Here is a 12,086-nt window from a genome sequence, read left to right on the forward strand (position 1 = left end):
CCTCGCGCGCGGCCTTCACCTCGGCGGCCACCTTCGCCACCGGCTCCAGCTCGGCATAGTCGCGGCTCGCCTGGACGAATTCCTCGCCCTCGAGCGTACCCGACGCCATCCGCGCCTCGAGCTCGGCGAAGCGATGGGCGATCTGGTCGAGGCGTTCGGCTGGAATGGTCATGGGTGGTTCGGGTGGCGGATGGGTGACGAAGGCGACAGGGTGTCACCTTCAAATTTTCTGGCTAAGGTATTCATTCACTGCAACATTTTTTCTTGGAAGGCGGTTGACGGTTCGCAGGGCCTCCCCCCCGCCCTTGGCGTTCCTGCCAGTCGAGAAAGCTCCCTAGCGAAGGACGGGGCGGGTAGGAAAGACTTTCGCCGCTTCACCTCCGACCACGGGCAACCTTGAACGACCGCCATTCACGCACGCTCCTCCGTCATCCCGGCCCCCGAGCCGGGATCGTGCTTCCTCCGGCAACGCTGAAGATAAGCACCACCCCGGATCAAGTCCGGGGTGACGGATGGAACCGGCGCATCTCCCCATCCCCGTCATGCTGAACTTGTTTCAGCATCCATCCCGCCCCCTCACCGACGGCGCTATCGGCGAGATGGACCCTGAAACAAGTTCAGGGTGACGCAGAGTGCCGGTTGATGGCAGCCACGATCCTGCTGGTATCCCCTTCGCCCGAGATTCCATGATAGCCGCGTTCATCGACCCTGAGAATATGTTGCGGGTTTTGTTTGACCGCCTTGTCGTAGCGCTTTTTCGGCGATCCCGATGCCATGATGTCGGCGGTGACGCCTCCGGCTCGCAGATCGGATAGCAACGCGATTGCCGCAGCCATTCCGGCATCATTTTCTACCAGCACCATTGCTTCGAGGCGCCCTTCTTCCAACTCCCCCACCAGCATCGCCAGCCGCTCGATCCCGGCGGCCCAACCGACTGCGGGCGTCGGCGCGCCGCCGAGGCTTTCCATGAGGCCATCGTAGCGCCCGCCGCCGAGGATGGTGCTCTGGCTGCCAAGCTTGCCCGCCGCCTCGCTGCCCTCGTCGGGAATGAATTCGAAGGCGGTGTGGCGGTAATAATCGAGCCCGCGCACAAGGCTTTCCGCGCGCTGCCATTTCACGCCCGCTGCATCGAGGCCGCTGGTCACGGCCTCGAAAAAGGCTTTCGCCTCGTCGGTCAGGAAATCGTCGATCTTGGGCGCGTCGGCGACGAAGCGCTTATCGCGGCGGTCCTTGCTGTCGAGGATGCGCAGCGGGTTCTTTTCGAGTCGCTCCTGCGAATCTTCCGAAAGCTCATCCTTCACGCTGCGGAAATGCTCGACCAGCGCGGCGCGCCAGGCTTCGCGGCTGTCGCCATCGCCGAGCGTGTTGAGGTGCAGCGTGACGCCCTCGATCCCCAGTTCCTTCAGTAGCTGGTCGGCCATCGCCAGCAGTTCGACATCGGCCTGCGGTTCCGCCGCGCCGATGATCTCGGCGTCGATCTGGTGGAACTGGCGATAGCGGCCCTTCTGCGGACGCTCGTAGCGGAACAGCGGCCCGTGCGTCGCGACCTTGAGCGGCGCATGCTGCTGCCAGCCGTTCGAGAGATATGCGCGCGCGATCCCGGCAGTGAATTCGGGCCGCAGCGTCAGGCTTTCCCCGCCGCGATCGTCGAAGGAATACATTTCCTTGCTGACGACATCGGTCGTCTCGCCGATCGCACGGCTGAACACTTCGGTTTTCTCGAACACGGGCATTTCGACGCGGCGAAAGCGATAGAGCTTGCGCACGCGTTCGAAGGTTTCGACGACGAAGGCGAAGGCTTCCGCATCGGCGCCGAAAATGTCCTGGGTTCCGCGAATGGCTTGGGGTGTTTTGGGCATGGTGCGCGCGATTAGAGCGAACTGCGCGGGTCCGCAATCTATAGCGATGGTCCGATGCGGGCAGGAAGCGGGACAGGACAACTACAGCCTATCGACGAAAGTCCCTGTTTACGCCTGCGCCCCGCCCCGCTATCCGCCCGGCGAAGTCTTTCTGGGGAGAGGGGCGAAACCGAAATTTGCGAGAAGAGTAGCGGATGCGCATCGACAAGATTCCGACCGGCGACAATGTGCCGGAAAGCCTCAACGTCATCATCGAAGTGCCGACTGGCGGCGAACCGGTGAAATATGAATTCGACAAGGAATCGGGCGCGCTGTTCGTCGACCGTATTCTGCATACGCCGATGCGCTATCCGGCCAATTACGGCTTCATTCCGCACACGCTCTCGCCCGATGGCGATCCGCTCGACGCGCTGGTGATCGCGCGTTCGCCCTTCATCGCCGGCTGCGTCGTCCGCTCGCGTCCGATCGGCGTGCTCAATCTCGAAGACGAGCATGGCGGGGACGAGAAACTGATCTGCGTGCCGATCGACACCACCTTCCCCTATTATTCGGATGTCGCCGAAACGAAGGACCTGCCCTCGATCATTTTCCAGCAGATCGAGCACTTCTTCACCCACTATAAAGACCTGGAAAAGGAAAAGTGGGTGCGCATCGGCAATTGGGGCGACGCCGCAGAGGCCAAGCGCATCGTCATCGAAGCGGTCGATCGCTACAAGGCGGAAAAATAAGAGGAAGCCGAGCCAGGGGGCACCGCCACACGCCCCTTGATTGCCAACGGCAGCTATTCGACCGGCCGCGACGTATCGAGCAGGTCCTTATCCTGCTCCCCTCCCGTGCGCCGTTCCTCATCGACCATGGCGGCAATCTCGTCGGCCGGGCGAACGTCTTCTTCGGTCTCGGTCACGGTTATCTCGCGCACCGGCTTCGCCTTCTCGTCACGCTGCGCGGCGGGTCCGGCGGTGGCTTCGGTGGCGAAGGGTACCGTGGCCGAACGCGGGTCGAAACGCAGGCGATAGATCGGCTCCGGCAGGCCGAACCCGGCCTCTTCCAGAGCCCGCTTCACGGCGGGGATGGCCTGGCTCTGCGCCTTCCACCAATCGGTCTCGCGCTGGTCGACCCAGCCGAGAAAGCGGATCACCACATTCGAATCGCCGACCTCGATGATCCGCGCCTCGGGCGGGGGATCGTCGAGGACGAAATCCAGCCCGGCCAGCGTATCGCGCCCCAATTGGCGCGCGGCGCGGGCATCGTCATCGGCATCGACTCCCAGCTCGAACTGGAAACGCCGCTGCGGATTGCGCGTGAAATTGAGAATCACGGCGCGGAACACCTGGCCGTTGGGAATACGCAGGTGATTGCCGTCCAGCGTCATCAGCACGGTCGCGCGGCTGGTCAGACGGATGACCCGCCCCTCATACGTGTCGATCTGAACCCAGTCATTTGCGCGGAAGGGCTGACGCAGGCTGAGCATGAGCGAGGCGACGTAATTCTCGATCGTATCGCGCATGGCGAAGCCGAGCGCGATGCCGATCACGCCCGCCCCGCCCAGCACCGCGCCGAGCAGAGCGGTGGCCCCGATCATGTCCAGAGCCACCACCAGACCGCCGATGAAGAACACGAAGCGGATCGCGCTGGCGATCAGTTCGGCCAGGAAACTGTTGGGAGCGATACGGTGCCACAATGCCCCCAATCCGGCGATGACATAGCCCGCCGCCGCGATGAGAAACCATACACCGAGCGCGGCGGCAATCAGCGGTAGCGCGCTGACGAAAGCGTTCCAGCGCTCGCCCAGAACCGAAATACCGGCGCTGTCGGCGGATACCGACAAATCCCGCTCCAGCCCGTTTTCGATCGTAACGACGCCGGATATCCGGTTCACGATCGCCTCGGCGCGATCGATATCCTCGGCCTTGGGCACAGTGCCGGAAAGAGCGACGACGCCCTCGCTCACCTCGACCTCGACGCCGGTAAAGGCCGGCAATTCGGCGAAGATTCCGGCGATGCGTTCGGCGATCTGTTCGTCGGCGCCCGCTTCCTGTGTCGCGGCGATGGTCTGGACGGGCGTGGGTGTCTCGACCGGTTCGGTCGGCGCGTCGAGCTGGGCTGCCAGCGGCATCGCCCAGATCAGGGCAAGGACGGCGAGAAGCCGCGTCACTGGCCCGCCACCGACATGCCATCGATGCGGAAGGTCGGCACATCCACCCCGCGCACCAGTTCCAGATCGTCCGCGGGCACCAGTGCGCGGAACATGTCCGGCAGCGTGCTGGCGATCGTGATTTCGGCGACCGGCCCGACCAGTTCGCCATTGCGGATGCGCAGCCCGCTGGCCCCGCGGCTGTAATCGCCGGTGACGAGGTTGACGCCCTGGCCGAAGAGGTCGGTCACGAACAGGCCGTCTTCGATATCGGCGATGAGGTCCGCGACCGATTGCGATCCTGTTTCCATGACGACATTGCTCACGGCAATGCCCGGCGATCCGCCGCCGCCGCGGCTGGCATGACCTGTCAGGCCGAGGCCGAGCTGCGCGGCGCTGGCGACATTGGTGAGCCAGCCGGTAATGCGTCCGCCTTCCACCAATGCGCGTTCGACCGTCGCCACGCCCTCGCCGTCGTAATGGCGCGATCGCAGGCCGCGCAGGCGATGCGGATTCTCGGCGATGCGGATGGTTTCGTCGAAGTGCTGTTCCGTCTCGCGCCCGACCAGAAAGCTCGCCTTGCGCGCGATGGAAGGCCCGGCGATCGCACCAAGCAGGTGGCCGAGCACGCCGCTCCCCACGCGCGGATCGAATACGACCGGCATTTTGCGCGACGGGATCGACCCGGGCCCCACCTTGCGCACCGCGCGCTCCCCCGCCTCGCGGCCGATTTCGGCCGGGTCCGGGAGGTCGCTGCGGTGGCGCTGGGTGCGATAGGCATAATCGGTCTGTTTATCGCCTCCCTCGCCCGCTACCACGCTCGCCGAAAGGGTATGCGATCCACCCGAATGGCCGCGCGCGAATCCGTTGGACGTGGCCAGCGCGAAGACCGAACGCGAATAGGACGCGCTGCCGCCGTTGGAATTGGTCACCCCATCGACAGCGCGCGCGGCATCTTCGGTGGCGAGAGCGGCCTCGCGCAGATCCGCAGGCGAGGGTTCGGACCGATCCGAAAGGTCGAGATCGAGCGGTTCGCCGCTGAAAAGCGCGTCGCGTGGCGCGAGCCCGCCATAGGGATCCTCCGGTGCCAGGCGCGCCATTTCCACGGCACGCTGGGCAAGCAGCTTCAACCCGTCGGGTGCGAAATCGCTGGTGTTGATCGATGCGGAACGGCGACCGACGAACACCCGCAGGCCGATCTCCTCGCTCTCCGAACGTTCGACCTCCTCGAGCGCGCCGAGCCTCACGCTGACGCTTTCGGAAGAAGAGGCGCGCGCGGCGGCATCGGCTGCGTCGGCGCCCATCGAACGGGCAAGGTCGACGAGTTCCCGGCACCGGTCGAGTGCGGCGTTGCTGTCCATCATGGGCGATTGCCGAAAAGGGTCATCATCCGCGCGAGGTAGGCGCGGGCCGCGGTGCTGGCAACTGCCGCGAAAATCAGGCGAAGATGATGTTGAAGAAAGTCGTGAGGGCGAAGGGCAAACCGATCGCCAATGCCCACAACAGCAATTGGTCGCGGCGGAAGGCCGGTTTCAGACCGATTTCGGCGGCCTCTTCGTCGCTCAGGCCGATCCAGCGCCGTTCGAACCAGCGGCAGGCGGGAATGATGCCGGCGACCAGAACCACGAGGGCGAGATAGGGCATGATCGAGGACGATCCCTGCTTCATCGCATGAACCGTCACGAAAATCTGCAGCGCGGTGTAAACCAGCAGGGCGAGCGCCACATTGTCGCTCATCGCCTTGCGCCAATCCCGCTTGCGAGCGGATGAGCGACCACCTGCGAAATCGTTTTCGTCGAGCGCCTTGTTCACTGCGCCTCTCCCTGTTTCTCCTGCCCGAATCGCATTGTTTCAAAAATGCCGCCCGCTGGCAAGCAATCCTGCGCGAACGGGCAATGGGATGTGGGAAAGCGCCGGGCGCCGGCGCCTATGCACGAATCCTGCCAGTTCGTCGAAAAAGGCAAGGTCGTGGGGTTTTCACGCCCGGTTCGCGTGCTATGTCGCCGTGCATGGCCGATATCGGATTAAGCTCGGACAATGCCGCAGTGCATGATGCCGCCCCGCCCATTCCGCAGGGCGGGCTCGAAGTTATCTCCATTGCCAAGAGCTACGACAAGCGCGCCGTACTGACGGATATTTCCCTCAGCGTCGGCAAGGGGGAGGTTCTCGGCCTGCTCGGGCCGAACGGGGCAGGCAAGACGACATGCTTCTATTCGATCATGGGGCTGGTGCGGCCGGACGCCGGGCGTATCCTCATGGATGGCGAAGACGTTACCAATCTGCCGATGTATCGCCGCGCCATCCTGGGGCTCGGCTATCTGCCGCAGGAAACCAGCATTTTTCGCGGGATGACGGTCGAGCAGAATATCAATTGTGTGCTCGAAATGGTCGAGCCCGATCCGGACACGCGCGCGCAGGAGCTCGAGCGCCTGCTCGACGAATTCGGTCTCGCGCGGTTGCGGGCGAGTCCGGCCATGGCGCTGTCCGGCGGCGAGCGGCGCCGCTGCGAGATTGCGCGGGCACTGGCGGCGAAGCCCTCTATCATGCTCCTCGACGAGCCTTTTGCCGGGATCGATCCCCTGTCGATCAGCGATATCCGGGATTTGGTGAAAGACCTCAGAACGCGCGGTATCGGTGTGCTGATCACCGACCACAATGTGCGCGAGACGCTGGAGATCGTCGATCGGGCCTGCATCATCTATGGTGGCCAGGTGTTGTTTGCCGGTACGCCCGAAGCGCTGGTGGCGGATGAAAATGTACGCCGCCTCTATCTAGGCGAGGGATTCACTCTGTGACGCGCAGGCACGCCCGGAATTGAACCATGGCGCTTAGCCCAAGGCTGGACCTCCGGCAGACTCAAACGCTGGTGATGACGCCGCAGCTCCAGCAGGCGATCAAGCTGCTGGCGCTGTCCAATCTGGAAATCGAAACCTTCGTCGGCGAAGTGCTCGATGCCAATCCGCTGCTAGAGATGGGAGAGGTCGGCCGGGAGGCCGGCGAAGAGACGCCACCGGATGTCACCGAACCCGATAGCGCGACGGAATTCGGCGGCGAGAATGCGCTCGACGTCGCCGACCACGCCATCGATCCCGAAGCCGCGCCGGGCGATATGGCGCAAGGGGAAGCCGGCGACTGGAGCCGTGCCGATATCGGCATGGCCGGCGGTGAATTGCCCGATCTCGAAAACCGCTCCGCCGCCGGGCGGACGCTGGCCGATCATCTGACCGAACAGGTCGGTGCGGTGGCGCGCGATTCACGCGAGGCGCTGATCGCCATGCGGATTATCGGGGAACTGGACGAGGCGGGTTATCTGCCCACCGACCTGCTTCAAATCGCCGAGGAGCTGGGTGTGCCGCTTGCCGAAGCCGAACGCGCATTGGAGACCGTCCAGTCGCTCGATCCGACCGGCGTTGGCGCGCGAACTCTGGCCGAATGCCTGGCACTGCAGGCCAAGGAGGCGGACCGGTACGATCCCTGCATGGCGAGGCTGATCGACAATCTCGACCTGGTGGTGAAGGGCGATATCGCCCGGCTGAAGCGCATGTGCGAAGTCGATGACGAGGACTTCACCGACATGCTCGCCGAACTGCGCGGTTACGATCCCAAGCCGGGGCTGGCCTTCGGCGGCGGCACCGAATCGGCGATCGTGCCCGACGTGCTGATTACGCCGAGTGCGCAAGGCTGGGACATCCGCATCAACGAGGCGAGCCTCCCGCGTCTGGTGGTCAATCGCGAATACTATCTCGAACTCAAAAGCGGCGCGCGCGACAAGGCCTCGCAAAGCTGGCTCAACGAACAGCTCGGCGAAGCCGACTGGCTGATCCGCGCGCTGGACCAGCGCCAGAAGACGATCCTGAAAACCGCGGCCGAAATCGTAAAGAGGCAGGAAGGCTTCTTTCGCGAAGGGGTTACCGCCATGCGCCCCCTGACCCTGCGCGACGTGGCCGAGAAGATCGAGATGCACGAAAGCACGGTCAGCCGCGTGACCAGCAACAAATATCTGTCGTGCCCTCGCGGAACCTTCGAGCTGAAATATTTCTTCACCAGCGGGGTCGCCGCCGCCGATGGCGAAGGCGCGAGCAGCGAAGCGATCAAGGCGCGCATCAAGGCTTTGTGCGACGCGGAAGATCCCAAAAAAGTGCTGTCGGATCAGAAGCTCGCCGATCTGCTCAATGGCGAGGGGTACGATCTGGCGCGCCGCACGGTGGCCAAATATCGCGAGGCGATCGGCATCGGGTCCAGTGCCCAACGCCGCCGCGAAAAGAAGCTGCGCGCTTTATGAGGCCCGGATGGCCGCTTCGAAAAGTTAACGATTTTTACCCCGCGTTAACCTTTTTCGTTCAGATGTGATGTGGTTAATACAGGGCAACACCTCTTTCCGGGGCGTTACCGAACGACACTAGGGACCATTCAGGGGAGTTCCGATGCGTGTACTGCTGATCGAAGACGAGCCGACAACCGCCAAGGCGATCGAGCTCATGCTCACCACCGAAGGCTTCAACGTCTACTCGACCGACCTCGGCGAGGAAGGCTTGGATCTCGGCAAGCTGTATGATTACGATATCATCCTGCTCGATCTGAACCTGCCCGACATGCATGGGTATGACGTGCTCAAGAAGCTCCGCGTCGCCAAGGTGCAGACCCCGGTACTGATCCTTTCGGGCATCGCCGAAATGGACTCCAAAATCCGTTCGTTCGGCTTCGGTGCCGACGATTACGTGACCAAGCCTTTCCATCGCGAAGAACTGGTCGCCCGCATCCATGCCGTGGTCCGCCGTTCGAAGGGCCACAGCCAGTCGGTCATCCGGACCGGCAAGCTGGCGGTGAACCTCGATGCGAAAACCGTCGAAGTCGACGGTGCCCGCGTCCATCTGACCGGCAAGGAATATGCGATGCTGGAGCTGCTTTCGCTCCGCAAGGGCACCACGCTGACCAAGGAAATGTTCCTCAACCACCTGTATGGCGGCATGGACGAACCCGAGCTCAAGATCATCGACGTTTTCATCTGCAAGCTGCGCAAGAAGCTCAGCCATGCTTGTGGCGGCGAGAATTATATCGAAACCGTTTGGGGGCGCGGCTACGTGCTGCGCGATCCGAACGAAGAGGCCGAGGCGGCCTGACCCCCTCACCCCTGGACGGGACAGCGAGAGACGCCCGGAGCTTCGGCTGCCGGGCGTTTTCTATTTGTGTTCCGCCATACGCGCGAAATCCAGGCCGCTGGGTTCCTGGAAAATGCGCAGTTCGAATTCGGGGAGGATCGCAATCAGATGGTCGAAGATATCCGCCTGGATCGATTCATATTCGCCCCAGTCGACCGTATCGGTGAAACAGTAGATCTCTAGCGGCAGGCCCTGCGGCCCCGGAGGGAGCTGACGCACCATCAGCGTGAACCCCCCGCCCGCGATACGCGGATGGCTTTTGAGGTAGGCAATCACATAGGCGCGCAGGGTGCCGATATTGGTGATGCGACGGGCATTGATTTCGTCGTAATCGCTGGACAATTCGTGGCGGTTCCACTCCGCTATCTCGGCCTCTTTTCTGGCGAGGTACTCGTCGAGCAGCCGGAAGCGCCTGAGCCCGGCAACCTCGTCTCCGCTCAGGAAACGGACCGCGTTCTGGTCGATCACCAGCGCCCGCTTGATTCGCCTGCCACCGCTTTCGCTCATCCCGCGCCAGTTGCGATAGGCATCGGAAATGAGCCGGTGCGTCGGAATGGTGGTGACGGTCTTGTCGAAATTCTGCACCTTGACCGTGTGCAGCGCGATGTCGATCACATCGCCATCGGCATTCATGCTCGGCATTTCGATCCAGTCGCCCACGCGCAGCATATCGTTGCTGGTGAGCTGAACGCTGGCGACCAGGCTGAGGATCGTATCCTTGAAAACCAGCATCAGTACCGCTGCCATGGCGCCGAGACCGGACAGAAGCAGCAGCGGCGACTGTTCGATCAACACCGCGATCATCAGGATCGCCGCACCGCAGAACACGACGATTTTCACCACCTGGACATAGCCCTTGATCGGGCGGCTGCGCGCTTCGGGTCGGCGCGCATAGAGCTCGTTCGCGTAATTGAGCGCCCAGCTGATCGCCATCGCCACGGACAGCACGATCAGCGCCTTCACGACATTGACCGTGACCGTCACCACCTCCGCCGGCAGATTGGGTACCACGGCAATCCCGCGCGATACAATCAGCAGCGGGATCACGGTGGCGAGCCACGCGACCGAGCGATCCACAGTGTCGCTGCGCTTGTCGAGATAAGGCGCGGCAGCGCGCAGCAGAACGCGCTTGATCAGCCAGTTCACCGCCAGCGCGACGACCGCGAGGCCCGCGAGAGCGATCAGCGACTGCAGCCACAGGGCGAGTTCGGAATAATCGTCGAGAAGTCCTTGCATGCGCTGCCGCCTAGCCGTTCCCGCAACACCGCTTCAACCCCCCAGCCCGGCAGAGATTTTCTATCTCGCCCGGCTCGGCGAAGCGCAGTAAGTGCCGTCAGCGACAATTGCGAAAGGCGAGCCCCCGATCATGGAGGTGTTCGGTATCGATCTGGGGGTGATTGCCCCCTTCATCCTGATCGGTTTTGCGGCCCAGATGGTCGACGGCGCGCTGGGCATGGCCTTTGGCGTCATCACGAATACGCTTATGGTCGGCCTGCTGGGGGTGCCCCCCGCGCTGGCCTCGCAGCGCGTTCATCTCGTCGAATGCTTTACCACTGCGACCTCGGGCATCAGCCATTTGCTCAGCGGCAATATCGACAAAGCCCTGTTCTTCCGGCTGTTGATACCCGGCATTATCGGCGGGCTGATCGGGAGCTACGTTCTGGCATCGATCGATGGCGATACGATCAAGCCCTTCGTGCTGCTCTATCTCGCTGGTATCGGCCTGTGGCTGCTCGTGCGCGGCCTGCTCTACCCGCCCAAGCTGCGTCAGGCCAGATATGTAGCGCCGCTGGGCCTTGTAGGCGGGTTCCTCGATTCCGCCGGTGGTGGCGGCTGGGGCCCGGTGGTGACGTCCAACCTGCTGGTCCAGGGAGCCGAACCACGCAAGGTCGTCGGCACGGTCAATTCGGTCGAATTCTTCCTGACACTCTCCATCTCGGTCAGCTTCGCCTATCATCTGGGCATATCGCATATCGCCGGGCCCACGCTGGGCCTGATCGTCGGCGGGATCGCCGCGGCACCCTTCGGGGCACTGGCGGCGAAGCATTTCAGCCCCAAGCTGATGCTGATCCTGGTCGGGATCGCGCTGAGCGTCACCAGCGCGTACGGCATCTGGACGACATGGGGATGATGGCGCTACGGCGCGCCGCATGTCAGCATTCAAGGAAGGCGATCCGACCACGCTCAACCGGCTTTATGGCCGCAGCCAGGGCAAACCCCTGCGCGCGGCACAGCAGGAGCTGGTCGACAAGCTGCTGCCGCAGATCTCGGTGCCGAGCGAAGGGCCGGTGACGTCCGAAGCGCTGTTCGGCTTCGAGCGCCCGCTGCATTTCGAGATCGGCTTCGGCGGGGGCGAGCATCTGGCCGAGCGTGCCGACATGCTGCCCGATCACGGCTTCATCGGCGCCGAACCCTTCGTCAACGGAGTGGCGCAGGCGCTGACCCATGTGCGCGACCGGACCCTGGCCAATGTCCGCATCCACCATGGCGATGCGCTGGAAGTGCTGCGCCGCGTGCCCGACGGCGCGTTGACGATGCTCTACCTGCTCCATCCCGATCCCTGGCCCAAGAACAAGCACGCCAAGCGGCGGATGATGAATGACGGGCCGGTTCGCATGATCGCCGACAAGCTCAAGCCGGGCGGCGAGTTCCGCTTCGGCACCGATCACCCTGTCTATCTGCGCCACGCCCTGATGGTGATGCGCCGCTTCGCCGATCAATTCGAATGGATCGTCGATGGCCCCGGAAGCTGGCAGAACCGCCCCTCCGGCTGGCCCGAAACACGCTACGAACACAAGGCGCGCACAGTCTACGGCCACGAAGTTTGGTACTTTCGATTCAGGCGGACCGAAGGGTAGCTCCGGCGTGGAAAAAGTATTCTAGCGCAGTACCATATCCACGCGACGGTTCGCGATCCCTGGCGGTGCCTGCCGC

Annotated in this window: 11 protein-coding genes and 1 pseudogene; 6 read left to right on the forward strand and 6 right to left on the reverse strand. The window is 63.3% G+C overall.

What is annotated here, in order from left to right; all coding sequences use genetic code 11:
- Together L5849_RS08220 and hisS are read right to left on the reverse strand one after the other, a co-directional pair.
- Nucleotides 1-172: pseudogene (locus L5849_RS08220) on the reverse strand (peptide chain release factor 1); the annotation flags it as partial.
- Nucleotides 173-617: 445 nt separating this feature from the next.
- Nucleotides 618-1,859 carry a histidine--tRNA ligase gene (gene hisS, locus L5849_RS08225; RefSeq protein WP_236925186.1) on the reverse strand — a complete coding sequence of 414 codons (1,242 nt, stop codon included), beginning with the start codon at nt 1,857-1,859 and terminating at the stop codon, nt 618-620.
- Nucleotides 1,860-2,053: 194 nt separating this feature from the next.
- On the opposite strand from hisS, the gene ppa reads away from it, so the two are divergent.
- Nucleotides 2,054-2,587 carry an inorganic diphosphatase gene (gene ppa / locus L5849_RS08230; protein ID WP_115415284.1) on the forward strand — a complete coding sequence of 178 codons (534 nt, stop codon included), beginning with the start codon at nt 2,054-2,056 and terminating at the stop codon, nt 2,585-2,587.
- 53 nt (nt 2,588-2,640) lie between these two features.
- Here ppa and L5849_RS08235 read toward each other — a convergent pair whose 3' ends face one another.
- From L5849_RS08235 to L5849_RS08245, 3 genes are all read right to left on the reverse strand, one after another.
- Complete coding sequence (locus L5849_RS08235) at nt 2,641-4,014, reverse strand: mechanosensitive ion channel family protein (RefSeq protein ID WP_236925187.1); 1,374 nt, start codon at nt 4,012-4,014, stop codon at nt 2,641-2,643.
- Nucleotides 4,011-5,357 carry a TldD/PmbA family protein gene (locus tag L5849_RS08240; protein ID WP_236925188.1) on the reverse strand — a complete coding sequence of 449 codons (1,347 nt, stop codon included), beginning with the start codon at nt 5,355-5,357 and terminating at the stop codon, nt 4,011-4,013. Before L5849_RS08240 ends, L5849_RS08235 begins: the two co-directional genes overlap by 4 nt.
- 73 nt (nt 5,358-5,430) lie before the next feature.
- Nucleotides 5,431-5,805 carry a hypothetical protein gene (locus L5849_RS08245; RefSeq protein ID WP_115415286.1) on the reverse strand — a complete coding sequence of 125 codons (375 nt, stop codon included), beginning with the start codon at nt 5,803-5,805 and terminating at the stop codon, nt 5,431-5,433.
- A gap of 197 nt (nt 5,806-6,002) precedes the next feature.
- Here L5849_RS08245 and lptB point away from each other — a divergent pair, with 197 nt between their 5' ends.
- From lptB to ctrA, 3 genes are all read left to right on the forward strand, one after another.
- Nucleotides 6,003-6,788, forward strand: coding sequence for an LPS export ABC transporter ATP-binding protein (gene lptB, locus L5849_RS08250; protein ID WP_115417708.1), 786 nt, complete (start codon nt 6,003-6,005; stop codon nt 6,786-6,788).
- Between the two features lie 26 nt (nt 6,789-6,814).
- The gene (gene rpoN / locus L5849_RS08255; protein ID WP_236925189.1) at nt 6,815-8,275 is read left to right on the forward strand and encodes an RNA polymerase factor sigma-54; all 1,461 of its coding nucleotides are present in this window, start codon (nt 6,815-6,817) and stop codon (nt 8,273-8,275) included.
- Between the two features lie 142 nt (nt 8,276-8,417).
- On the forward strand, nt 8,418-9,113 hold the full coding sequence (gene ctrA / locus L5849_RS08260; RefSeq protein ID WP_050601718.1) for a response regulator transcription factor CtrA: 696 nt from the start codon (nt 8,418-8,420) through the stop codon (nt 9,111-9,113).
- Nucleotides 9,114-9,173: 60 nt separating this feature from the next.
- On the opposite strand, the gene L5849_RS08265 is transcribed toward ctrA, so the two are convergent.
- The gene (locus tag L5849_RS08265) at nt 9,174-10,388 is read right to left on the reverse strand and encodes a mechanosensitive ion channel family protein (RefSeq protein WP_236925190.1); all 1,215 of its coding nucleotides are present in this window, start codon (nt 10,386-10,388) and stop codon (nt 9,174-9,176) included.
- Between the two features lie 130 nt (nt 10,389-10,518).
- On the opposite strand from L5849_RS08265, the gene L5849_RS08270 reads away from it, so the two are divergent.
- A complete protein-coding gene (locus L5849_RS08270; RefSeq protein ID WP_236925191.1) occupies nt 10,519-11,283 on the forward strand; it encodes a sulfite exporter TauE/SafE family protein in 765 nt (254 codons plus the stop codon).
- A 19-nt stretch (nt 11,284-11,302) separates the two neighbouring features.
- Nucleotides 11,303-12,010, forward strand: coding sequence for a tRNA (guanosine(46)-N(7))-methyltransferase TrmB (locus tag L5849_RS08275; RefSeq protein ID WP_236925192.1), 708 nt, complete (start codon nt 11,303-11,305; stop codon nt 12,008-12,010).
- Nucleotides 12,011-12,086 lie beyond the last annotated feature (76 nt).

The sequence above is a fragment of the Erythrobacter sp. SN021 genome (genome assembly GCF_021864455.1).